This window comes from Pseudomonas fluorescens group sp. (assembly GCF_020093335.1).
GTDB classification, from domain to species: Bacteria; Pseudomonadota; Gammaproteobacteria; order Pseudomonadales; family Pseudomonadaceae; genus Aquipseudomonas; species Aquipseudomonas petroselini.
This window is the reverse complement of the sequence record NZ_JAIOKW010000007.1, coordinates 96951-118317: the sequence shown is the minus strand read 5'-3', so window position 1 is coordinate 118317 and position 21367 is coordinate 96951. Positions and strand designations below refer to the sequence as shown.

Genomic DNA, 21367 nt, shown 5'->3' with positions numbered 1-21367 from the left:
TGGGGCTGCTTCGCAGCCCAGCGCGGGGCAAGCCCGCTCACCACAGCAAGCCCTCCCACCACAGCGAGCCCGGTCACCACAGCAAGCCCCCTCTCACATTGAGGCAGCGGTGCGGCTTACGAAACCAGGCTCGCCTTGACCAGCTTGGCCTGCTCGTCCGCATGGTACGAGGAACGTACCAGCGGGCCCGACGCGACGTTCTTGAAGCCCATCTTGTAACCTTCCTCGGCGAACCAGGCGAAGGTGTCCGGGTGCACGAAACGCTGCACCGGCAAGTGACTGCGCGACGGTTGCAGGTACTGGCCCAGGGTCAGCATGTCAATGTCGTGTTCGCGCATGCGCTTCATGACTTCGATCACTTCTTCGTCGGTCTCGCCAAGGCCCAGCATCAGGCCGGATTTGGTCGGAATGTGCGGCATCATCTGCTTGAATTTCTGCAGCAGGGTCAGCGACCACTGGTAGTCCGAACCCGGGCGCGCTGCCTTGTACAGGCGTGGCACGGTTTCCAGGTTGTGGTTGAACACATCCGGCGGCTCGGCGGCGGTGATTTCCAGCGCTACGTCCATACGGCCACGGTAGTCCGGCACCAGGGTTTCAAGCATCACGTTCGGCGACAGCTTGCGGATTTCGCGGATGCAGTCGGCAAAGTGCTGGGCACCGCCGTCACGCAGGTCGTCGCGGTCGACGGAGGTGATCACCACGTACTTGAGTTTCAGGTCGGCGATGGCGATAGCCAGGCTTTCCGGCTCGTTGACGTCCAGTGGCTTCGGACGGCCGTGGCCGACGTCGCAGAACGGGCAACGACGGGTGCAGATGTCACCCATGATCATGAAGGTGGCGGTGCCGCCGGAGAAGCATTCGCCCAGGTTCGGGCAGGAGGCTTCTTCGCACACGCTGTGCAGCTTGTGTTTGCGCAGCAGCGCCTTGATACGGTCGACTTCCGGCGAAACCGGGATGCGCACTCGGATCCAGTCAGGCTTCTTCGGCAGTTCGGTGGTCGGAATGATCTTCACCGGGATGCGTGCAACCTTCTCGGCGCCACGCAGCTTGACGCCGGCTTCCACCTTGGCACGCGGGGCCGGGGCCGGACGCTCGGTGATGTCCAGCGTCGGGATCATGGTTTGCACTGCATCAGTAGTCATAATCAGTCGATTCCGCCCGTAAGGGTCGTCTGCTCAGCATAGTCGAGGTGTTTGACGAGCTGCGCACGCAGCCGGGCACTAACCTCGGCAAATTTAATCGGTGTGGCGTGGTCGCTCAGTTGCGTCATCGCCAACCCGGCATAGCCACACGGGTTGATCCGCCGGAACGGCGCCAGGTCCATGTCCACATTCAGCGCCAGGCCATGAAAGGAACAACCGTGGCGAATACGCAGCCCCAGGGAAGCGATTTTCGCGCCGTCCACGTACACACCGGGCGCATCGGGCTTGGCCGCGGCGGTCACGCCGTAACTGGCCAACAACTCGATGAGGCAAGCCTCCATGCGGCTCACCAGGTCACGCACGCCAAACCCAAGCTTGCGCACGTCCAGCAGCAGGTAAGCCACCAGTTGACCGGGCCCATGGTAAGTCACTTGACCCCCTCGGTCGACCTGCACCACCGGAATATCACCCGGCAGCAACAGATGCTCGGCCTTGCCGGCCTGGCCCTGGGTGAAGACCGGCGGGTGTTCCACCAGCCAGATTTCATCTTCAGCCGACGTGCCGCGTTCATTCGTGAACCGCTGCATGGCGTGCCAGACGGGCTCATAGTCCATCCGGCCGAGCTCGCGAAAGCCCAGGACGTGAGACATCACAACACCATGTGCACGAAGCCGGTGGCCCGCAGTTCGCTGTTGATGTTGTAGAGCTGGTCTTGATCAGTCGCAACGATGTGCAACTGAATCGTGGTGTATTTGCCGGTAGAGCTGGAGCGCTCATCCACGCGCTGATCGTTGATCGTCGCGTGTTTACGCACGATCTCGAGGATCAGGTCTTTACGGCCGACACCGGTATCGCTGATCACCTTGATGGGATAGTCCACCACCGGGAATTCGATCTTTGGCGCCTTTACTTCTTTATCGGTCATGGCGTAACGGCCTCGTAAGCGTAAGCCGTGGCGACGGGCAAAGCCCCGTGTCGGATCAACACGGGGCTTTGCAGGTGCACACTATCAGTTGAACAAGCTGTAGAAGAATAGACGGATGCTATCCCAGACGCGGCGGAAGATACCACCTTCGTCAACGGCGTCCAGTGCGATCAGGTCAGCACTGTGAACCACTTTGTCGTCCAGCTTCACTTCAACCTTACCGATCACATCACCCTTGGCGATTGGGGCAACCAACTGCGGGTTCATGGTCATGCTGGCTGCGAGCTTTTTCAGCTGGCCTTTAGGCATGGTCAGGGTCAGGTCTTCAGCCAGGCCGGCTTTGACTTGGGAGGTAGCGCCTTTCCACACTGGCGCGGTCGCCAGCTCAGCACCCTTCTGATAGAAGGTCTGGGTTTCGAAGAAACGGAAACCGTAGGTCAGCAGTTTTTGCGTCTCGGCCGCACGGGCCTGCTCGCTGTTAGTACCGAAGACCACCGCGATCAGACGTTGGCCGTCACGTACAGCGGACGACACCATGCAGTAGCCGGCTTCGTCGGTGTGGCCGGTTTTCAGGCCATCGACGGTCTTGTCGCGCCACAGCAACAGGTTGCGGTTAGGCTGCTTGATGTTGTTCCAGAAGAATTCCTTCTGGGAGTAGATCGCGTAGTGCACCGGGTCGACGCGGATGATCGCGCGCGCCAGGATCGCCATGTCGTGAGCCGACGAGTAGTGCTCTGGGTTCGGCAGACCGGTCGGGTTCATGAAGTGGCTGTTGGTCATGCCCAGGTCGGCCACGGTTTTGTTCATCATGTCGGCGAACGCGTCTTCGCTGCCGGCGATGTGCTCGGCCAGGGCGACGCTGGCGTCGTTACCGGACTGGATGATGATGCCGTGCAGCAGGTCGCTCACAGTGACCTGCGAACCCACCTTGATGAACATCCGCGAACCGCCGGTACGCCAGGCGTTTTCGCTGACGGTGACCGGGTCGTTCTCGCCGATCTGGCCGCGACGGATTTCCAGGGTCGCGATGTAGGCCGTCATCAGTTTGGTCAGGCTGGCCGGCGGCAGGCGCTGGTCACCGTTGCTCTCGACCAGCACGTTGCCACTGGCAGCGTCCATGAGGACCCAGGACTTGGCAGCCAGTTGCGGTGAAGCCGGCACCATTTCAACCGCCCAGGCGGCCGGGGTGATGATCAGCGAGATAAGCAGGCACGTGCGTTTGGCTAAGGTGGTGATGTTCATCCGTCTCTCGAAATTGCTTATGGAAACTTGCCCTCGCGGGCAAAACTTATTCAGACAGCCCGCTTCCAGACTGTCACGTGTTCGGTTGCCCGCTCACCCCTTGCCCCCGGGTTTTTATTGTTCAACGAGCCAACAACCTGGGCCCAGGCCCGCGCACGGGCTTGAACCATCAATCTTTTATTATTCGGCAGTGACCACGCTGGGTTGCCCCAGGTTGGCCATGCGCACGCTGTTCTGTACTTGGGCGACTTCGCTCGGCGAGCCTATCGGGCCCATCCGCACACGGTGCAACGTCTGTTGATTACGCACGATGGAGCTGATGAAGACCGGTGCGTTGACCATACCGCTGAGCTTGGACCTTAACAGTTCTGCCGCATCCGGGTTGGCGAAAGCGCCGACCTGCAGGTATTGCCCGCCAGCCATCGAAGCGCCCGGCGCGGCATGGGGTACGACCACCGTGTCCGGCGCATGCTGTGCCGGTGGCGGCGTCCACTGCTCGATCTTGCCGGTTGAGGCGGTCACTTGCGGCTGCTGGGTTTGCGGTTCGTTAAGCATCAACGGCGCCGGTTTGCCGCGCTGGGCCCAATACTGCGCGGGGTCGATACCTTCGACCTTGACGCGCGCGGTACCGGTTTCGGCGTAACCGAGTTTCTTCGCGGCGGCGTAGGACAAGTCGATGATGCGGTCCGAATAGAACGGCCCACGGTCGTTGACGCGCAGGATCACCGTGCGGTTGTTGTCCAGGTTGGTCACCCGTACATAGCTGGGCAGCGGCAAGGTCTTGTGGGCCGCGCTCATGCCGTACAGGTCATACACTTCGCCGTTGGCGGTGTTCTGGCCATGAAACTTGGTGCCGTACCAGGATGCCGTACCCGACTGGACGTAAGTCTTGGAGTCCTGCAACGGGAAGTAGCTCTTACCCAGCACGGTATAGGGGTTGGCCTTGTACGGGCCGGTGTGCAGGGTTGGCGTGGCATCCGGGATCTTCGACACGTCGACGTCCCACCACGGCGCGCCGTCTTTGTGTGCGCGGTTGATGTCCAGGCCCGGCTGGGCACGGACGACTGCGCCGCCGGACTTTTGCGCCGGCGCGCGGCTGTTGGTGGTGGAACAACTGACGACCAGCAAGGACAACGCGGCGAACGCCACCAGCTTGAGCGGTTGTTTGAACGGCGATGCCCGCATTACTTGTTGCCCCGTGCTTGGACCAGCATGTCTGACAGCTGATGCACGGCCATGGCGTACATCACACTGCGGTTATAACGCGTGATTGCGTAAAAATTCTTCAGGCCCATCCAGTATTCCGGGCCGTTTTCGCCGTCGAGGCGGAACGCGGTCACTGGCATATCATCAGGCAGCGCATTCTGACTCGACCAGCCCAACGCCCGCAACTCCCCGACCGTCTTGGCCGGCTCGATGCCCTGGGTAAGCCCTTCATCGGCGCGATCGCCGGTGACATCGGCGCGAATCACCACCGGTTCGCCGCCAACCCAGCCGTGGCGCTTGAAGTAGCTGGCCACGCTGCCGATGGCGTCGTCGGGATTGCTCCAGATATTGATGTGCCCGTCACCGTCAAAGTCCACGGCATAGGCGCGAAAGCTGCTCGGCATGAACTGCGGCAAGCCCATCGCACCGGCGTAGGAGCCTTTGAGGGTCAGTGGGTCGACCTGTTCTTCGCGGGCCAGCAGCAGGAATTCGCGCAGCTCCTTGCGGAAGAAGTCGGCGCGGGGCGGGTAATCGAAGCCCAGGGTCGACAAAGCGTCGATCACCCGGTAACTGCCGGTATTGCGCCCATAAAAGGTTTCAATGCCGATGATCGCAACGATCACCTGGGCCGGCACACCGTATTCCTGTTCGGCGCGCGCCAATACCGCTTCGTGCTGGCGCCAGAAGTCAACGCCACGCGCCACGCGGGCGTCGGTCAGGAACATCGGACGGTATTCCTTCCACTGCTTCACACGTTCGGCAGGGCGGGAAATGGCATCAAGGATCGCCTGCTTTTTCTGGGCTTCGCGGAACACGCCCATCAGCTGTTCACCGGCAAAACCATAGTCGCGGGTCATTTCACCGACGAACTCGGCGACCTGGGGTGAACCATCGTAGTCACCGGCCTGCGCCTCTTGCGTTGCGCCCAGCAGCCCAATCAGGCCCATCCAGGACGCATGCCGAGTCGCCCAGCCGCGCATTACTTGCATTGACATCTTCACCTTATTCAAACCTGTGCGATCCATTTGCGATGCGTATGAATCGACATCAAAACCCCAAACGCTGACAGCAATGTCACCAGCGAAGTTCCGCCGTAGCTAATGAACGGCAACGGCACCCCCACCACCGGCAGCAGGCCACTGACCATACCGATGTTGACGAAAACGTAAACAAAAAACGTCATGGTCAGCGCGCCGGCCAGCAATTTGCCGAACAGCGTCTGCGCCTGCGCAGTGATCACCAGGCCGCGACCGATCAGCAGCAAATAGATCAGCAACAGCGCGCAAATGCCTACCAGGCCGAACTCTTCGCCCAATACCGCAATAATGAAGTCGGTGTGGCTCTCGGGCAAAAAGTCCAGGTGCGACTGGGTGCCCAGTAACCAACCTTTACCAAATACGCCGCCGGAACCGATGGCCGCCTTCGACTGGATGATGTTCCAGCCGGTGCCCAGCGGGTCGCTTTCGGGGTCGAGGAAGGTCAGGATCCGCTGCTTCTGGTAGTCGTGCATAAAGAAGAACCACATGGCCACGGCCACGGGCACGGCGGCGGCCAGCACGCTGAGGATCCAGCGCCAGCGCAGGCCGCCCATGAACAGCACGAACGCACCGCCGGCCAGGATCAGCAGCGAGGTACCGAGGTCCGGCTGGCGCACGATGAGGATAAACGGCACGCCGATCAGGATCAGGCTGATCCCCACGTGCTTGAGCTGCGGTGGCAAGGTGCGTTTAGACAAGTACCAGGCGATGGTCGCCGGCATCAGAATCTTCATGAATTCCGACGGCTGGAAGCGAATCACCCCCGGAATGTTGATCCAGCGGGTCGCGCCCATGGCGTTGTGACCCATCACGTCCACGACCACCAGCAGTAACACGCCCGCTACATAACCGAGCGGCACCCAGCGCGCCATGAAGCGCGGCTCCAGCTGGGCGATCACTACCATCGACAACAAGCCCAGGCCGAACGACGACGCTTGCTTGATCAGCAGGTCCCAGTTCTTACCACTGGCCGAATACAACACGAACAGGCTGCCGGCCGCCAGGGTCAGCAGCAGGATCAGCAACGGGCCGTCAATGTGCATGCGCTGCAGCAACGTCGCGCGGCGACGCATCACGTCCTCACTGGAGAGGATGCGGTCAAAATTACTCTTCACTGGCCGTAACCTCGGTGCTTGAAGGGGGGCCGCCATATTCGGGCTTGAGCCTGCCGTCGTCGGCCAACAGCCAGGCGTCCATCACTTGGCGCACCACGGGCGCGGCGACGCCGGAACCGGACTCGCCGTTCTCGACCATCACCGCCACCACGATTTTCGGGTCGTCCGCCGGCGCAAAACCGACGAACAGGGCATGGTCGCGGTGACGCTCCTGGACCTTGGAGCGGTCGTATTTTTCGCCCTGCTTGATTGCCACCACCTGGGCGGTACCGCTCTTGCCGGCGATACGGTATTGCGCGCCGATCGCCGCCTTGCGCGCGGTACCACGGGCGCCGTGCATGACTTGCTGCATGCCGTGGTTGACCTTGGTCCAGTCGGACGGGTCGCGCAGCACGATGTCCGGGATCGGGTTTTCATCCAAAGGCTTTTCGCCTTCGATGGTCCTGGCCAGGTGCGGGCGGTTCCAGATGCCTTTGTTGGCCACCAGCGCGGTGGCCTGGGCCAGCTGCAACGGTGTTGCCTGCATATAGCCCTGGCCGATGCCGAGGATCAGCGTTTCGCCTGGGAACCAGGCTTGGCGACGGGTCGCGCGCTTCCACTCCCGCGACGGCATCAGGCCTGGGGATTCTTCGAACATGTCCAGGGAGACTTTCTGGCCGAGGCCGAACTTACCCATGTAGGCGGACAAACGGTCGATACCCAGCTTATGGGCCAGGTCGTAAAAATAGGTGTCGTTGGAGCGCATGATCGCGGTGTCCAAATCGACATAGCCGTCACCGGTGCGGTTCCAGTTACGGTATTTGTGATCGTAGTTGGGCAGCATGTAGTAGCCCGGGTCGAACACGCGGCTTGAGGCCGTGACCACCCCTGCGTCCAACCCCGCAATTGCCACGGCCGGTTTGATCGTCGACCCCGGCGGATACAGGCCGCGCAGTACGCGGTTGAACAACGGGCGGTCGATGGAATCGCGCAACTCGGCGTAAGCCTTGAAGCTGATGCCCGTGACAAACAGGTTGGGGTCAAAGCTTGGCTGGCTGACCATCGCCAGCACTTCGCCGGTCTTCGGGTCCAGCGCGACCACCGCCCCCCGTCGCCCGCCCAACGCCATCTCGGCCGCTTCCTGCAGTTTGATGTCCAGGCTCAACACGATGTCCTTGCCCGGTACCGGGTCGGTACGTTTGAGCACCCGCAGCACGCGGCCGCGGGCGTTGGTCTCGACTTCCTCGTAACCCACCTGGCCGTGCAGCTCGGGCTCGTAGAAACGCTCGATGCCGGTTTTGCCGATGTGGTGGGTGCCGCTGTAATTGACCGGGTCGAGGGTTTTCAGCTCTTTCTCGTTGATCCGCCCCATGTAGCCGACGGAGTGGGCAAAGTGCGGCCCTTGCGGGTAATGCCGCACCAACTGCGCCACCACTTCCACGCCCGGCAGACGGAACTGGTTCACCGCGATCCGCGCGATCTGCTCTTCGGTCAGCTCAAACAGGATGGGCACCGGTTCGAAAGGTCGGCGCCCCTGCTTCATGCGTTTTTCGAAGATCACCCGGTCTTCCGGCGTCAGTTGCAGCACCTCGACGATCACGTCGAGGACCTGCGCCCAGTCGCCGGAGCGCTCGCGGGTCATGCTCAGGCTGAAGCTGGGCCGGTTATCCGCGACCACCACGCCATTACGGTCGAAAATCAGCCCACGGGTGGGCGGAATCGGCTGCACATGCACCCGGTTGTTTTCGGACAGCGTGGAGTGATAGTCGTACTGGATCACCTGCAGGAAATACAGGCGCGCAATCAACACCCCGATCAACCCCACCACCAAAAAAGCACCGAACACGACCCGAGCGCGTACCAGACGTGCGTCTTTCTCGTGGTCCTTGATGCGGATCGGTTGGGTCATCGGGAGGGGCGCAGATTATTTGTGGTAAGGGTGCCCGGACAGAACTGTCCAGGCGCGATACAGCTGTTCACCGATCAGGATCCTTACCAACGGGTGCGGCAGCGTCAGCGCCGACAGCGACCAACGCTGGTCCGCCCGCGCACAGACTTCCGGCGCCAGCCCTTCGGGGCCGCCGACCATGAAGTTGACCGTACGCGAATCCAGGCGCCAGCGATCCAGCTCCACCGCCAGTTGCTCGGTGCTCCAGGGCTTGCCGTGCACTTCAAGGGTGACGATGCGCTCGTTAGGGCCGACCTTGGCCAGCATGGCTTCGCCTTCCTGACGGATGAAGCGCGCCACGTCGGCATTCTTGCCCCGGGTATTGAGCGGTATTTCCACCAGTTCAAGCGAAAGCTCAGCGGGCAGACGCTTGGCATACTCGTGCCAGCCTTCTTCCACCCACTTGGGCATGCGTGAACCGACAGCGATCAGACGCAGGCGCACAGCCGTTCCTTATTCCTGGTCTTTGTTGAGCTTGTCGAAGTGCGCGTGACCCACTTCCGGGCTGTGGTGCTTGCCATCGGCGGCACGGCTCTGCTCGGCGCCTTTCCACAGACGCTCCAGGTCATAGAACTGGCGAGCGTTGGAAGTCATCATGTGAACGATCACGTCGTCCATGTCCAGCAGCACCCAGTCGCTGTCGCCCTTGCCTTCTTCACCCAGCGGCTTCACGCCTTGGGCTTTGACGGCTTCGCGGACCTTGTCGAGCATCGCGCCGATCTGGCGGTTCGAGGTACCGGTGGCGATGATCATGTAGTCGGTGATGCTCTGCTTGTCGCGCACGTCCAGCACCTGGATGTCCTGGGCCTTCACGTCTTCCAGGGCCGCCACGGCGACTTTTACCAGCTCTTCGCCAGCCAGCTCAGGGCCAACATGGGCTTCAACTGGCAGCGGGGCGCTTTTGAAGGTGCCTTTGCGCTTAACTTTGCTTACGTCTTTGTTCGTCATATAAAACTCGTTTTGCTCGTATGTTCGGGCGCTCGCTGTACGACGGTGCGTACGTTCAAGCGCGCCTTTTCAGTTCGACGCACGGTAAAGCCCGTGCGCATCGATGTAGGCCAGGACCGCGTCAGGCACCAGGAAACGTACCGACTTCCCGCTGGCCAGCAGTTGACGGATCTGGGTGGCGGACACCGCAAGCGGGGTCTGCCAGACGAATGCAATATTCCCGTTCGGCCCGGTCAGGGCCAAGGGGTCACTTACCGACCGCGCGGCCAGCAGGTTGCGCAAGGCATCCGGCGGTTCGCTGTCGGCATCCGGGCGTTGCAAAACCAGGATGTGGCAATGCTGGAGGAGTTCCTCCCAGCGATGCCAAGAGGGCAGGCCGCAAAATGCGTCCCAGCCCAAAAGCAGAAACAACTGGTCATCCGCGGCCAACTCGGCGCGCATCAGCTCCAGGGTGTCAACAGTGTAGGACGGTTTATCGCGCTTGAGCTCGCGGTCGTCCACCACCAGCGGTGCGATGCCCTGCACCGCCAACCGCACCATTTCCAGGCGCTGCTGCGGCGACACCTGCGGTGTATCGCGATGGGGCGGCCGAGCGTTGGGCATCACGCGCAACTCATCCAGCGCGAGGGCATCCGCGACTTCCAGGGCACTGCGCAAATGGCCGATGTGCACGGGGTCGAAGGTACCGCCGAGCAGCCCGATGCGTTTGGCCATCAAGTGCGCACATGACCGTCGCCGAACACCACGTACTTCTCGCTGGTCAGGCCTTCCAGGCCAACCGGGCCGCGTGCGTGGAGCTTGTCGGTGGAAATACCGATCTCCGCGCCCAGGCCATACTCGAAGCCGTCGGCAAAACGCGTGGAGGCGTTGATCATCACCGAAGCGGAATCCACTTCGTTGAGGAAGCGCCGCGCATCGCTGAAATGCTCGGAAACGATGGCGTCAGTGTGCTTGGAGCCATAGGTGTTGATGTGTTCGATGGCCTCGTCCAGGTCGTCGACAATCTTGATCGACAGGATCGGTGCCGTGTATTCGGTGTACCAGTCCAGCTCGGTCGCCTCGATCACGTCCGCCCCCAGCAGCGCACGGGTGCGCTCGCAACCCCGCAGTTCCACGCCCTTGTCGCGGTAGATGGCAGCCAGCGGCGGCAGCACGCGATCGGCAATGCCGACGTGCACCAGCAGGGTTTCCATGGTGTTGCACGGGGCGTAGCGGTGGGTCTTGGCGTTGTCGGCGATGCGGATCGCCTTGTCGATATCGGCGGCAATGTCGATGAACACGTGGCATACACCGTCTAGGTGCTTGATGACCGGCACCTTGGCATCACGGCTGACGCGTTCGATCAGGCTCTTGCCACCGCGTGGCACGATCACGTCGACGAATTCCGGCATGGTGATCAGCGCACCCACGGCGGCGCGGTCGGTGGTTTCAACCACTTGCACCACTTCGGCGGGCAACTCGGCCACGGCCAGGCCCTGTTGAATGCAGGCAGCGATGGCACGGTTGGAGTTGATCGCCTCGGAACCGCCACGCAGGATGGTGGCGTTACCGGACTTGAGGCACAGGCTCGCGGCGTCGATGGTCACGTTCGGACGCGACTCGTAAATGATGCCGATCACGCCCAGGGGCACGCGCATCTTGCCGACCTGGATGCCGGACGGCAGGTAACGCATGTCGCGGATTTCACCGATGGGGTCAGGCAGCTTGGCCACCTGACGCAGGCCTTCGATCATGTCGTCGATGCGTGCCGGGGTCAGCGCCAGGCGGTCCAGCAAGGCCGGCTCCAGGCCATTGGCGCGGCCGTTGGCCAGGTCCTGTTCATTGGCGGCGGTGAGCTCGGAGCGCGAAGCATCCAGAGCGTCGGCGGCGGCCAGCAAGGCACGGTTCTTCTGCGCGGTGCTCGCACGGGCGATCAACCGCGAGGCCTGACGGGCAGCGCGACCCAGGCGGGTCATGTAGTCAAGAACGGACTCAGTCATGGTCAGGGAGTCTTGGCAAAGAGGAAAGCGGCAGATTATAGCTGTGACGCCGCCCGACTGACAGCGGTGAGGGGCGGATGGTCGAAATGAACTGTAAAAACCTGGGGTTCAGCGGTAATTAAGGCGGGAGTTGTTATGATTCGGTCACATTTAGCCGTATTTACCCCTGACCGCCATGCCCAGCTCATCGCCCCAACGCCCCGCCAGCGCCCTGCCCGACCGCTTCTTCGACCGGGACGCGCAAATCCTCGCGCAAGCATTGCTCGGAAAAGTCATACGCCATCGTGTCGGCGAAATCTGGCTTTCGGCGCGAATTATTGAAACCGAAGCGTATTACGTGGCCGAAAAAGGCAGTCACGCTTCATTGGGCTACACAGAAAAACGTAAGGCTTTGTTTCTGGATGGTGGCCATATCTACATGTACTACGCCCGTGGCGGCGACTCCCTGAACTTCAGCGCCCATGGGCCGGGTAATGCCGTACTGATCAAATCAGCGTATCCATGGGTCGACGACGTGTCCGGCCCGGCCAGCCTGGCGCAGATGCTGCTGAACAACCCGAACGCCGATGGCAGCCCGCGCGCCGCGCAAAAGCTGTGCGCCGGCCAGACACTGCTGTGCAAAGCCCTGGGGTTGAAGGTACCGATGTGGGACGCCAAGCGCTTCGATCAGGCGTTGCTCTACGTTGAAGACGTGGGCCAGACCCCGACGCAGATCATACAAACCACCCGCCTGGGCATCCCCAGTGGCCGCGATGAACACCTGATGTACCGCTTCGTCGATGCAGGCTATGCGCCATATTGCACACGGAACCCGCTGCGCCGGGGCCAGGTCGAAGGCCGCGACTACGTTTTGATTTGAATGGATCCAGACGGCTGCAACACAGCAGATCAAGTTATGTATTACATAGAGGGAGTGACGTTGTATGGGCCAATGGCTCGATAGCATTACCGGCTGGCTGACCCTGAACCCCGAATGGCTGGCGGTCGCGGTGTTTATCGTCGCCTGTGTGGAGTGCCTGGCCATTGCCGGGCTGATCGTGCCGGGCACGGTTTTATTGTTTGCGATTGCGGCGCTGGCCGGCAGCGGCGCGCTGTCATTGAGCGAAACCCTGCTGGTGGGCTTCCTGGGGGGGCTACTCGGGGACGGGGTTTCCTATTACCTGGGTCGACATTTCCATCAGAACATCCGGCGCCTGCCCGGCCTTCGCCATCACCCCGAATGGATGAACGGCGCTGAAACTTACTTCCACAAATACGGCATCGCCAGCCTGCTGGTCGGACGCTTCATCGGCCCGCTGCGCCCCATGCTGCCGATGGTGGCCGGGATGTGCGACATGCCGTTTCCGCGCTTCGCGGTGGTGAGCATTGTGGCCGCCGCGGGCTGGTCGGTCGCCTATCTGCTGCCGGGCTGGGCGACTGGTGCCGCCTTCCGCCTGCCGTTGCCCGAAGGTTTCTGGCCCGAGGCGGCGGTGGTGGCTGCGTGCCTTGCTGTGTTGATTGGGCTCAGCCTGAACAGCAGCTTGCGCGGCCATCGTCGCGCCACCTTGTGGGTCGGCTGCGCCAGCCTGACGTTGTTGATCGCCGTGTTTATCGGCTATCACTCGCTGGACAACTTTGACCAGGGCCTGAGCGCCCTCGTGCAGGAGCATCGTAGCCCGTGGCTCGACGAAGTCATGGTGCGGATCACCCAGCTGGGTGAGTTCAAGAAGATGTTTTTCGCCAGCGCTGTGTTCACCGGCCTGCTGTTACTGGCGCGGCAATGGCGTCATGCCGTGTTCGTCGGCGCCACGTTGGCCGGGTCTGCTGTCATCAATACGGGAACCAAGCTGTTTTTCGCCCGTGGCCGCCCGGAAATCCTTACAGACCCACTGACCAGCTTCAGCATGCCCAGCGGCCATGCGTCCGGCGCGTTCGCGTTTTTCCTGGCGCTGGCAGTATTGGCCGGTCGTGGACAACCCATCCGGCTGCGCCTGACCTGGATGCTGCTGGGCTGCATTCCCGCGGCGTTCATTGCGCTGTCGCGGGTCTACCTCGGCGCCCATTGGCCCACCGACATCCTGGCCGGCACGCTGCTGGCGATGACGGTGTGTGCATTCAGCCTGGGCGCCAGCGAGTATCGAAGCCCGCTGCCGGCCATGTCGCAAAAGACCTGGTGGCTGCTGTTACCGGCGCTGATCGCGGTGCTGAGCTTCATCGCGCTCACCGGCACCCCTCACGCCCTGCTCCGATATGCCTACTGACCCTTGGCCGGGCCGATCCAATCGACGGAGGCGGCTCGGCGCTCAACGCAGCGTTCACGCCGCTCCAGCAACATCTCATCGGCGATTTCCGCGGCGCGCTCGGCGATGTACTCCGGGCCGCGGTTTGCATCTTGCTGGATCAGTTGCGCGGTCACGCTGATGAGAAACCCGTCCCAGACCGCCTGCTCCGAGTGCGCTAGCCGAATCATGTTCATCTCCTGACCCTGAGTGTGTGATCGGAGACTATTTCAGGCCCCGCGCACGGGACAACGAAGGAACGTCTGATAACAACGCCGGATATTTCCGAAGTCAGTTGAACAGCTCACCCTGCAACTCATCCAGTAACATCTGGATCGCGTCCAACCGCTGCTGCGGGTCATCGAGTTGCAGCAGGTCGATCTTGTCGGCCTCGGTGAAGGGCAGCAGATACGCCAGCTGGTTGCCCAAGGCTTGCTGCCCTTCGGCGCGGGCGTCCATGTCCAGCGAGGCCACCATCGGGTGCTCGGCCAATGCCTGCAGCAGCGCCAGCAAGTCGGCATCCTCCTCTTCCAGCGGCTGGTCCGGCAGGTCTTCGAGCCATTGCACGTCGGCCACCAGCAATTGGTCCTTCTGCACGCCGGCGTCACGTACCCGGAACCGGCGACCGCCTTCCACGCGAATGCCCAGCAGGCCGTTGTCCTGCTGCTTGAAGTCGCGAATCAGCGCTTCACAGCCGATCAGCGCGTAGCCGTCCGGGGCCATGCCTACCTCCTTGCCGTCGAGGATGCACACCACGCCGAAGCTTTCGCCTTTTTTCATGCAGCGGCTGATCATGTCCAGGTAGCGCGCCTCGAACAATTGCAGGTCGAGGGTGCAGCCAGGGAACAGCACGGTATTGAGCGGGAACAGCGCCAGACTCATAAAGGTTTCCTTAAACCCGGTTTAAACGATCACCGACACGGCCAGCGGCAGGAACACTGCCGTGGCCACGCCCATCAGACTCATGGCCAGCGCTGCAAAGGCGCCGCACTCTTCGCTTTCCTGCAAGGCCACCGAGGTGCCGACAGCATGGGCGGTCATGCCCAGCGCCATGCCGCGCGCTTCCGGGCTGTGCACGCCCAACCGTGACAAATACGCCGGGCCGATCATCGCACCCACCACCCCGGTGATCAGCACAAACACCGCCGCCAGCGCCGCCACGCCCCCGATCTGCTCGGCCACCAGCATGGCAATCGGCGAGGTCACCGACTTAGGCGCCATGGTCATCAACATCATGTGTTCGGCGCCAAACCACCTACCCAGCACGACACAGAGCCCGGTAGCCAGCACACCGCCTACCACCAGCGTAGTAAAAATCGGCCAGAACAATTGGCGGATGCGCCGCAGGTTCAAATAAAGCGGTACGGCCAGGGCCACCGTCGCCGGGCCCAGCAGGATGCCCATGATTTCGGTGCTCTTGCGGTACTCGGCGTAGCTCAGGCCACAGGTCAGCAACACGCCGATCACCAGCAGCATGGACACCAGCACCGGCTGCAAGAAGATCCAGCGGGTTTTCTCGAAACCTGCGAGTACCACTTGATAAGCGCCGAGGGTGATGCCGATGCCAAACAACGGATGGTGGATCACCGCCGTCCACGCGCCCTGCCAGTCGAAGGTCATTGATCCTTCTCCTTGCGCTTGACCATCTGTTGCATCAGCACGCCGACAAAGCCCATGGCGATCACCAGCGACAGCACCAGCGCGCCGACGATGGCCCAGAAATCAGCGGCGATGTCCTTGGCATACACCATGACCCCCACCGCCGGCGGCACCAGCAGTAACGGCAGGTACCGCAACAGGCTGCTGGCCGCCAGGCTCAATGGCTCGCCGACTTCACCTCGCCAGACCAGAAAGCCCAACATCAGCAGCAACCCGATGATCGGCCCCGGCAGCACCGGCAACAGCAAATGGTTGATTGCGGTGCCGATCAGTTGAAACAGCACCAGCCAGGTCAGGCCACGTAACAGCATCCGTTCTTCCCCCTCAAGACTCGCCCGCATTATAAGCACGCCCGCCCTATGCACCGGCATTCGCCAAAAGCATGGTGGGTTGACCGGGCTGATTGGCCATGATGATCTACATTGGTTCTCTGTAACCCATAAAAACCCGACGTTGTGCACCGCATGATGAACCAAGGAGAGACGCAATGCCCTATGTACCCGTAGCGCAGCTCAAAGACTATGTCGGCAAGGAACTGGGACGTTCCGAGTGGCTCACCATCGACCAGGCGCGTATCAACCTGTTCGCCGAGGCCACGGGCGACCACCAGTTCATCCATGTCGACCCGGTCAAGGCCGCGCAGACTCCGTTTGGCAGCACCATCGCCCACGGTTTCCTGTCGCTGTCGCTGATGCCCAAGTTGATGGAAGACATCCTGATCATGCCTGAAGGCCTGAAGATGGCGGTCAACTACGGTCTGGACAGCGTGCGCTTTATCCAGCCGGTGAAGGTCAACTCCAAGGTGCGCCTGAACGTGACCCTCACCGACGTCACCGAGAAAAAGCCTGGCCAATGGCTGTTCAAGGCCACCGCCACTCTGGAAATCGAAGGGCAGGAAAAACCGGCTTACATTGCTGAGTCGTTGTCGCTCTGCTTCGTGTAAGCCTTCCCTGTGGTGAGGGATAAAACCTCACCACAGTGTATGTAAATTTATGTATGTAACTCGCAGCTGCGGCATACTCGGCGCTCAATTATCCGGATCCCGCTATGCGCCCACTCGCTCCCCTCGCCCTTGCCCTGTTGCTCACCGCTTGCGGAGATGGCGAATCGCTGTTGCCGCCCGATGCGCGCCTGCCCGACGGCGGACGCTACCGGGGCGATGTGGTCAATGGCTTGCTGCAAGGCCAGGGGCGCGTGGACTACCCCAACGGCAGTTGGTACGCCGGCCAGTTCGACAAAGGCCAATGGCACGGCCAGGGCGAGTGGCATGGCAGCAATGGCGAAGTCTATAAAGGCCAGTTCCAGCAGGGTTTGTTCGATGGCCAGGGCAGCCTGACCACCGCGGGCAGCCACTATGTGGGCGGCTTCAAGAATGGCCGGCGCAACGGCGAAGGCACCCTCAAAGAGGGGCAAATGACCTATCGCGGCGAATTCAAGGACGACCAGTATTCGGGCCTCGGTCGCCTGGAACTGGCTGACGGCAGTCAGTATCAAGGCCAGTTCGCCCACGGCAAACCGAATGGCGAAGGCCAGCGCAACGATGACAGCGGCAACCAGTTCAGCGGCCATTTCGTCGATGGCCAACTGGAAGGCAACGGTACGTTCAACAGTGCCGACGGCGATATCTATGTCGGCCAGTTCAAACAGAACCAGCTCAACGGCAAGGGCCGCTATGAGAACGCCGACGGCGACGTGTGGATCGGCCAGTTCAAGGAGGGCGCGCTCAGCGGCAAAGGCGAATTGATCGGCGTCGACGGCAGCCACTATGTCGGCCAGTTCAGCGATTGGCGCTTTACCGGTGAGGGCCGCCTGAACCTGTCCGACGGCAGTTTCTATATCGGTGGTTTCGACAGCGACAGCTATCAAGGCAAAGGCACCCTTGTCCTTACTGACGGCACCGTACACGCCGGCACCTGGGTCAATGGCATGCGCGTGCGCGACGCCGACGGAAAACTGTTGCCCGACCCTCTGGAAATCGGCGTACTAGCCCAGGGCCACCTTCTGGATGCGGCCCTTGCCGCCGTGCCCGCCTCCACCCCCGCCGTAGAGCTCTATACCCTGGCCGTGGCCGGCGACGGTAAACAAAGCGTGTTCCTGCGCGAGGCCGACTACGTCAGTAACCTGCTCGCAACCCGGTTCGGCGCGCGTGGGCAGATTCGCCTGGTCAATCACCGCGACCACATCGCCGACCGCCCCTTGGCCACGCGCGAAAGCCTGCGTCGCGCCGTGCAAACCCTGGCCGAGCGCACCGGCCCGGAAGACCTGGTATTTATCTACATGACCAGCCACGGCACCCACGAACACGAACTGGTGCTGGACCAACCGCGCATGGAGCTGGCCGATTTGCCTGCCGATGAGTTGGCCGCCGTACTGGCACCGCTGAAGAACCGCGACAAAATCGTGGTGATTTCGGCCTGCTACTCCGGCGGGTTCATCCCGGCGCTGAAAGATGAACGCACGCTGATCATGACCGCCTCGCGGGCCGACCGGGTGTCCTTCGGGTGTTCCGAAGAAGCCGACTTCACCTACTTTGGCGATGCCCTCTTCGCCCAAGCCTTCAACCAGACCGACGACTTGCAGCAAGCCTTCAAGCTGGCACAACTGCAGGTGGCCGAACGCGAACAGGCGGACAACTTCGAAGCCTCCGAACCGCAGATCTGGGCCCCCAAGGGCGTCATCGCCCACTGGCAATTATTACGCAAACAGCAGGCACGAAAGACGCTCGAAAGCGTCTCAATGAATAGCAAGGAAGCCAAAGGCAACTAAGCTGAACTGTGTAACAAGGGGGAAACACCATGTACCTGACGCCTCAGCATATCTTGCTCGCCGGAGCTTCCGGCCTTACCGGCGAACACCTGCTTGACCGCCTGCTCAACGAACCCACCGTCACCCGCGTGCTCGCACCCAGCCGTAAACCATTGGCCGAACACCCACGCCTGGAAAACCCGGTGGGCGACCCGGCCGTGTTTCTGCCGCAACTGAGTGGCCGGGTGGACATCGCCTTCTGCTGCCTCGGCACCACGATCAAACAGGCAGGCTCCGAAGCCGCCTTCCGCGCCGTCGACCTGGACATGGTCGTGGCGTTCGCCAAGCGTGCGCGGGAAATGGGCGCGCGGCACCTGATCGTGATCAGCGCGATCGGCGCCGACCCGAAATCCTCGGTGTTCTATAACCGGGTCAAAGGGGAAATGGAACAGGCACTGAAGACCCAGGACTGGCCACAACTGACCATCGTGCGGCCGTCGTTGCTGCTGGGGGAACGGTTGGAGCCGCGCTTGGCCGAACAATTGGCCGGACCGTTGTCGCGGTTGATTCCGGGCAAGTACCACGGCATCGAAGTGTGCGAACTGGCGCGAGCCATGTGGCGCCTGGCGCTGGAGGAGCAGGATGGGGTGCGGGTGGTGGAATCGGATGAGTTGCGCAAGCTAGGTAAGTAATGTTGCGATGACCGGGCAAGCCTGTTCAAAGGCTGAAAATCTCCCTGTAGTGAGCGGGCTTGCCCCGCGCTGGGCCGCGAAGCGGCCCCAAACCAGGCGAATGGTGTTTACCTGAAGTTCGGCGGTGTATTTATTGGGGCCGCTTCGCAGCCCAGCGCGGGGCAAGCCCGCTCACTACAAAGATGGGCCCTATAGGCCGCCTGTGGCGTTGAATCCAACGCCCAGCACCGTCAACACCGACAGCGGCAACAACAAGGTATCGAGCAATGCACTCGCCGGCAGGTCCACACCCGGATAAGTCGGCGCCTCAGCACCAAACCGATCCTTGGCGCAGCAACCACCGTTCATTGCATACAAATCCAACCGCGTGCCGGCATACACCACTGGCGCGTTTGGCTGCGCGGCATCCAAGGTGCGCGCAGTGGCGCAGCCCGTGAGTTGCAACGCCAGCAAGATCAGCAGGGCCTTATTCATCGCTGCTCAAATGGTGTTCACCCCAACGCGGCAGCATGTCCTGGGGGATGTTCAGCAGGTTGAGAATACGCGCCACTACAAAGTCCACCAGGTCATCGATGGTCTGAGGCTGGTGATAGAAACCGGGCGAGGCCGGCAGAATCGTCACGCCCATGTTCGACAATTTGAGCATGTGCTCCAGGTGAATACTCGAATACGGCGCTTCACGCGGCACCAGGATCAACTGGCGGCGCTCCTTCAAGGTGACGTCGGCCGCGCGCTCGATCAGGTTGTTGCAGGCACCGGTGGCAATCGCCGACAAGGTGCCCGTGGAACATGGCACCACCACCATCGACGCCGGGGCACCCGAGCCGGAGGCCACGGGCGACATCCAGTCCTCTTTGCCGTAGACCTTGATCTGCCCCGCCGCCGCACCGGTGTACTCGGTGAGGAAGGCCTGCATCATCTGCACTTTGGGCGGCAACGCCACGTCAGTCTCAGTAGCCATGACCAATTGCGCGGCCTTGGAGATGAGGAAGTGCACTTCGCGCTCTTCGCGCACCAGGCAATCCAACAGCCGCAGGCCATAGGGCGCGCCCGATGCACCGGTCATTGCCAGGGTGACACGTTCCGGCCCGCTCATTTCAGCGCCTCGGCCAATTTGCCGTGCAGGCCGCCGAAGCCGCCGTTGCTCATGACCACCACGTGGGTACCGGGTTTGGCCTGCTGCCGAACGTGCTCAATGATGCCCTCGATGCTATCGCAGACGGTGGAGGGCACGGTGCACAGGGCAGCGATGCCCGGCAGGTCCCAGCCGAGGTTCGCGGGGGCATACCACACCGCCTCGTCGGCATCGTTGACGCTTTCGGGCAAACCATCGCGGTGCGCGCCGAGTTTCATGGAGTTGGAACGCGGTTCGATGATCGCAATGATCGGCGCATCACCGACACGCTTGCGCAGGCCATCCAATGTGGTAGCAATGGCCGTCGGGTGGTGGGCAAAGTCGTCGTAGATGGTAATCCCATTCACGTCGGCGACTTTTTCCATACGCCGCTTTACGCTCTTGAATGCGCTCAAGGCGGCAATGCCCATGGACGGCACCACGCCCACATGCCGCGCAGCCGCCAGGGTCACCAAGGCATTGGCGACGTTGTGCTGGCCGGTCATGTCCCAATCGACAATGCCCTGGGCTTCGCCGTCGAACAGCACTTCAAACTTGGAACCGTCTTCGCTGAGCAGCTTGACCTGCCACTGCCCGCCCGCCCCGGTGGTCTGCACCGGGGTCCAGCAGCCCATCTCGATCACACGCTGCAAGGCGGGCTCGGTGGTCGGGTGGATCACCAGGCCTTCGCTTGGAATAGTGCGCACCAAATGGTGGAACTGCCGCTCGATGGCCGGCAGATCGGGGAAGATATCAGCGTGATCGAACTCCAGGTTGTTCAGGATCGCCGTGCGCGGGCGGTAGTGAACGAACTTGGAGCGCTTGTCGAAGAAGGCGCTGTCGTATTCGTCTGCCTCGATCACGAAGAACGGCGTATCGCCCAAGCGCGCGGATACCGAAAAGTTCTGCGGCACACCGCCGATCAGGAAACCCGGGCTCATACCCGCGTGTTCCAGCACCCAGGCCAGCATGCTGCTGGTGGTGGTCTTGCCGTGTGTGCCGGCAACCGCCAGCACCCACCGGCCTTGCAACACATGGTCGGCCAGCCATTGCGGGCCAGACACATAAGGCAAACCTTTATTGAGTACGTACTCGACCGCCGGGTTGCCACGCGACATGGCGTTGCCGATCACCACCAGGTCCGGCACCGGGTTGAATTGCGCGGGGTCGTAGCCTTGGGTCAACGCAATGCCCTGAGCCTCGAGTTGCGTGCTCATGGGCGGGTAAACGTTGGCGTCGGAGCCGGTGACGTGATGGCCCAGCTCTTTGGCCAGTACCGCCATCGAGCCCATGAACGTGCCGCAAATACCGAGAATATGAATGTGCATAGTCGACCTCGTAAAACATCGAGGCAGGTTAGCGCAGGGGGGCGAAAATC

The 21367-nt window shown here is 61.8% G+C and carries 24 protein-coding genes; 5 read left to right on the top strand and 19 right to left on the bottom strand.

The window, feature by feature from the left end:
* Positions 1–116: 116 nt before the first annotated feature.
* The 12 genes from lipA to K7431_RS10560 form a co-directional block, all read right to left on the bottom strand.
* Positions 117–1118, bottom strand: coding sequence for a lipoyl synthase (gene lipA, locus K7431_RS10615; RefSeq protein ID WP_057444888.1), 1002 nt, complete (start codon positions 1116–1118; stop codon positions 117–119).
* Positions 1119–1144: 26 nt separating this feature from the next.
* Positions 1145–1792, bottom strand: a complete 648-nt coding sequence (lipB, locus tag K7431_RS10610; protein ID WP_015886060.1) for a lipoyl(octanoyl) transferase LipB — start codon at positions 1790–1792, stop codon at positions 1145–1147.
* Positions 1792–2067, bottom strand: a complete 276-nt coding sequence (locus K7431_RS10605; RefSeq protein ID WP_015886061.1) for a DUF493 domain-containing protein — start codon at positions 2065–2067, stop codon at positions 1792–1794. Before K7431_RS10605 ends, lipB begins: the two co-directional genes overlap by 1 nt.
* Before the next feature lie 84 nt (positions 2068–2151).
* The gene (locus K7431_RS10600; protein WP_015886062.1) at positions 2152–3309 is read right to left on the bottom strand and encodes a D-alanyl-D-alanine carboxypeptidase family protein; all 1158 of its coding nucleotides are present in this window, start codon (positions 3307–3309) and stop codon (positions 2152–2154) included.
* Between the two features lie 180 nt (positions 3310–3489).
* Positions 3490–4494, bottom strand: a complete 1005-nt coding sequence (locus K7431_RS10595; protein WP_015886063.1) for a septal ring lytic transglycosylase RlpA family protein — start codon at positions 4492–4494, stop codon at positions 3490–3492.
* Positions 4494–5504 (bottom strand): lytic murein transglycosylase B, encoded by a 1011-nt coding sequence (gene mltB / locus K7431_RS10590; RefSeq protein ID WP_015886064.1) that lies wholly within the window; start codon positions 5502–5504, stop codon positions 4494–4496. Before mltB ends, K7431_RS10595 begins: the two co-directional genes overlap by 1 nt.
* A 17-nt stretch (positions 5505–5521) precedes the next feature.
* Positions 5522–6625: a rod shape-determining protein RodA gene (rodA, locus tag K7431_RS10585; RefSeq protein WP_015886065.1), complete on the bottom strand. Its 1104-nt coding sequence runs from the start codon at positions 6623–6625 to the stop codon at positions 5522–5524.
* Between the two features lie 31 nt (positions 6626–6656).
* Positions 6657–8555, bottom strand: a complete 1899-nt coding sequence (mrdA, locus tag K7431_RS10580) for a penicillin-binding protein 2 (protein ID WP_015886066.1) — start codon at positions 8553–8555, stop codon at positions 6657–6659.
* A gap of 15 nt (positions 8556–8570) precedes the next feature.
* A complete protein-coding gene (gene rlmH, locus K7431_RS10575) occupies positions 8571–9038 on the bottom strand; it encodes a 23S rRNA (pseudouridine(1915)-N(3))-methyltransferase RlmH (protein WP_003176297.1) in 468 nt (155 codons plus the stop codon).
* Positions 9039–9047: 9 nt separating this feature from the next.
* Complete coding sequence (gene rsfS / locus K7431_RS10570; RefSeq protein ID WP_003237041.1) at positions 9048–9542, bottom strand: ribosome silencing factor; 495 nt, start codon at positions 9540–9542, stop codon at positions 9048–9050.
* A gap of 69 nt (positions 9543–9611) precedes the next feature.
* Entirely contained in the window at positions 9612–10256 is a 645-nt protein-coding gene (gene nadD / locus K7431_RS10565) for a nicotinate-nucleotide adenylyltransferase (protein ID WP_043205958.1), read from the bottom strand.
* Positions 10256–11521 (bottom strand): glutamate-5-semialdehyde dehydrogenase, encoded by a 1266-nt coding sequence (locus K7431_RS10560; RefSeq protein ID WP_015886068.1) that lies wholly within the window; start codon positions 11519–11521, stop codon positions 10256–10258. The genes nadD and K7431_RS10560 overlap by 1 nt, the downstream gene beginning before the upstream one ends.
* A gap of 175 nt (positions 11522–11696) precedes the next feature.
* Here K7431_RS10560 and K7431_RS10555 point away from each other — a divergent pair, with 175 nt between their 5' ends.
* On the top strand, positions 11697–12380 hold the full coding sequence (locus tag K7431_RS10555; protein ID WP_015886069.1) for a DNA-3-methyladenine glycosylase: 684 nt from the start codon (positions 11697–11699) through the stop codon (positions 12378–12380).
* Between the two features lie 64 nt (positions 12381–12444).
* Entirely contained in the window at positions 12445–13761 is a 1317-nt protein-coding gene (locus tag K7431_RS10550) for a bifunctional DedA family/phosphatase PAP2 family protein (RefSeq protein WP_015886070.1), read from the top strand.
* On the opposite strand, the gene K7431_RS10545 is transcribed toward K7431_RS10550, so the two are convergent.
* The 4 genes from K7431_RS10545 to K7431_RS10530 form a co-directional block, all read right to left on the bottom strand.
* The gene (locus tag K7431_RS10545; protein WP_043205960.1) at positions 13755–13970 is read right to left on the bottom strand and encodes a hypothetical protein; all 216 of its coding nucleotides are present in this window, start codon (positions 13968–13970) and stop codon (positions 13755–13757) included. The two genes, K7431_RS10550 and K7431_RS10545, sit on opposite strands and share 7 nt — an antisense overlap.
* Positions 13971–14070: 100 nt before the next feature.
* On the bottom strand, positions 14071–14661 hold the full coding sequence (locus K7431_RS10540; RefSeq protein WP_015886072.1) for an LON peptidase substrate-binding domain-containing protein: 591 nt from the start codon (positions 14659–14661) through the stop codon (positions 14071–14073).
* Positions 14662–14682: 21 nt separating this feature from the next.
* Positions 14683–15399 carry an LrgB family protein gene (locus K7431_RS10535; protein WP_015886073.1) on the bottom strand — a complete coding sequence of 239 codons (717 nt, stop codon included), beginning with the start codon at positions 15397–15399 and terminating at the stop codon, positions 14683–14685.
* On the bottom strand, positions 15396–15749 hold the full coding sequence (locus K7431_RS10530; protein ID WP_015886074.1) for a CidA/LrgA family protein: 354 nt from the start codon (positions 15747–15749) through the stop codon (positions 15396–15398). The genes K7431_RS10535 and K7431_RS10530 overlap by 4 nt, the downstream gene beginning before the upstream one ends.
* 176 nt (positions 15750–15925) lie before the next feature.
* On the opposite strand from K7431_RS10530, the gene K7431_RS10525 reads away from it, so the two are divergent.
* The 3 genes from K7431_RS10525 to K7431_RS10515 all read left to right on the top strand — a co-directional run bounded on the left by K7431_RS10525 (position 15926) and on the right by K7431_RS10515 (position 18875).
* A complete protein-coding gene (locus K7431_RS10525; protein WP_003194496.1) occupies positions 15926–16381 on the top strand; it encodes a MaoC family dehydratase in 456 nt (151 codons plus the stop codon).
* 104 nt (positions 16382–16485) lie between these two features.
* Positions 16486–18204, top strand: a complete 1719-nt coding sequence (locus tag K7431_RS10520) for a C13 family peptidase (RefSeq protein WP_015886075.1) — start codon at positions 16486–16488, stop codon at positions 18202–18204.
* Between the two features lie 29 nt (positions 18205–18233).
* Positions 18234–18875 (top strand): oxidoreductase, encoded by a 642-nt coding sequence (locus K7431_RS10515; RefSeq protein ID WP_015886076.1) that lies wholly within the window; start codon positions 18234–18236, stop codon positions 18873–18875.
* A 189-nt stretch (positions 18876–19064) separates the two neighbouring features.
* Here the strand turns inward: K7431_RS10515 and K7431_RS10510 are convergent, their stop codons facing one another.
* The 3 genes from K7431_RS10510 to mpl are packed head-to-tail and all read right to left on the bottom strand — an operon-like array spanning position 19065 to position 21317.
* On the bottom strand, positions 19065–19349 hold the full coding sequence (locus K7431_RS10510; RefSeq protein ID WP_015886077.1) for a YceK/YidQ family lipoprotein: 285 nt from the start codon (positions 19347–19349) through the stop codon (positions 19065–19067).
* Positions 19342–19971 (bottom strand): flavin prenyltransferase UbiX, encoded by a 630-nt coding sequence (gene ubiX, locus K7431_RS10505; RefSeq protein WP_015886078.1) that lies wholly within the window; start codon positions 19969–19971, stop codon positions 19342–19344. The genes K7431_RS10510 and ubiX overlap by 8 nt, the downstream gene beginning before the upstream one ends.
* Positions 19968–21317: a UDP-N-acetylmuramate:L-alanyl-gamma-D-glutamyl-meso-diaminopimelate ligase gene (gene mpl / locus K7431_RS10500; protein ID WP_015886079.1), complete on the bottom strand. Its 1350-nt coding sequence runs from the start codon at positions 21315–21317 to the stop codon at positions 19968–19970. The genes ubiX and mpl overlap by 4 nt, the downstream gene beginning before the upstream one ends.
* Positions 21318–21367: the final 50 nt, after the last annotated feature.

What these genes read in the sequence shown, in the direction of transcription:
- lipA (WP_057444888.1), bottom strand. Translation starts at nt 1,118, where the DNA reads ATGATCCCGACGCTGGACATCACCGAGCGTCCGGCCCCGGCCCCGCGT.
- lipB (WP_015886060.1), bottom strand. Translation starts at nt 1,792, where the DNA reads ATGTCTCACGTCCTGGGCTTTCGCGAGCTCGGCCGGATGGACTATGAG.
- K7431_RS10605 (WP_015886061.1), bottom strand. Translation starts at nt 2,067, where the DNA reads ATGACCGATAAAGAAGTAAAGGCGCCAAAGATCGAATTCCCGGTGGTG.
- K7431_RS10600 (WP_015886062.1), bottom strand. Translation starts at nt 3,309, where the DNA reads ATGAACATCACCACCTTAGCCAAACGCACGTGCCTGCTTATCTCGCTG.
- K7431_RS10595 (WP_015886063.1), bottom strand. Translation starts at nt 4,494, where the DNA reads ATGCGGGCATCGCCGTTCAAACAACCGCTCAAGCTGGTGGCGTTCGCC.
- mltB (WP_015886064.1), bottom strand. Translation starts at nt 5,504, where the DNA reads ATGCAAGTAATGCGCGGCTGGGCGACTCGGCATGCGTCCTGGATGGGC.
- rodA (WP_015886065.1), bottom strand. Translation starts at nt 6,625, where the DNA reads ATGCGTCGCCGCGCGACGTTGCTGCAGCGCATGCACATTGACGGCCCG.
- mrdA (WP_015886066.1), bottom strand. Translation starts at nt 8,555, where the DNA reads ATGACCCAACCGATCCGCATCAAGGACCACGAGAAAGACGCACGTCTG.
- rsfS (WP_003237041.1), bottom strand. Translation starts at nt 9,542, where the DNA reads ATGACGAACAAAGACGTAAGCAAAGTTAAGCGCAAAGGCACCTTCAAA.
- nadD (WP_043205958.1), bottom strand. Translation starts at nt 10,256, where the DNA reads ATGGCCAAACGCATCGGGCTGCTCGGCGGTACCTTCGACCCCGTGCAC.
- K7431_RS10560 (WP_015886068.1), bottom strand. Translation starts at nt 11,521, where the DNA reads ATGACTGAGTCCGTTCTTGACTACATGACCCGCCTGGGTCGCGCTGCC.
- K7431_RS10555 (WP_015886069.1), top strand. Translation starts at nt 11,697, where the DNA reads ATGCCCAGCTCATCGCCCCAACGCCCCGCCAGCGCCCTGCCCGACCGC.
- K7431_RS10550 (WP_015886070.1), top strand. Translation starts at nt 12,445, where the DNA reads ATGGGCCAATGGCTCGATAGCATTACCGGCTGGCTGACCCTGAACCCC.
- K7431_RS10545 (WP_043205960.1), bottom strand. Translation starts at nt 13,970, where the DNA reads ATGATTCGGCTAGCGCACTCGGAGCAGGCGGTCTGGGACGGGTTTCTC.
- K7431_RS10540 (WP_015886072.1), bottom strand. Translation starts at nt 14,661, where the DNA reads ATGAGTCTGGCGCTGTTCCCGCTCAATACCGTGCTGTTCCCTGGCTGC.
- K7431_RS10535 (WP_015886073.1), bottom strand. Translation starts at nt 15,399, where the DNA reads ATGACCTTCGACTGGCAGGGCGCGTGGACGGCGGTGATCCACCATCCG.
- K7431_RS10530 (WP_015886074.1), bottom strand. Translation starts at nt 15,749, where the DNA reads ATGCTGTTACGTGGCCTGACCTGGCTGGTGCTGTTTCAACTGATCGGC.
- K7431_RS10525 (WP_003194496.1), top strand. Translation starts at nt 15,926, where the DNA reads ATGCCCTATGTACCCGTAGCGCAGCTCAAAGACTATGTCGGCAAGGAA.
- K7431_RS10520 (WP_015886075.1), top strand. Translation starts at nt 16,486, where the DNA reads ATGCGCCCACTCGCTCCCCTCGCCCTTGCCCTGTTGCTCACCGCTTGC.
- K7431_RS10515 (WP_015886076.1), top strand. Translation starts at nt 18,234, where the DNA reads ATGTACCTGACGCCTCAGCATATCTTGCTCGCCGGAGCTTCCGGCCTT.
- K7431_RS10510 (WP_015886077.1), bottom strand. Translation starts at nt 19,349, where the DNA reads ATGAATAAGGCCCTGCTGATCTTGCTGGCGTTGCAACTCACGGGCTGC.
- ubiX (WP_015886078.1), bottom strand. Translation starts at nt 19,971, where the DNA reads ATGAGCGGGCCGGAACGTGTCACCCTGGCAATGACCGGTGCATCGGGC.
- mpl (WP_015886079.1), bottom strand. Translation starts at nt 21,317, where the DNA reads ATGCACATTCATATTCTCGGTATTTGCGGCACGTTCATGGGCTCGATG.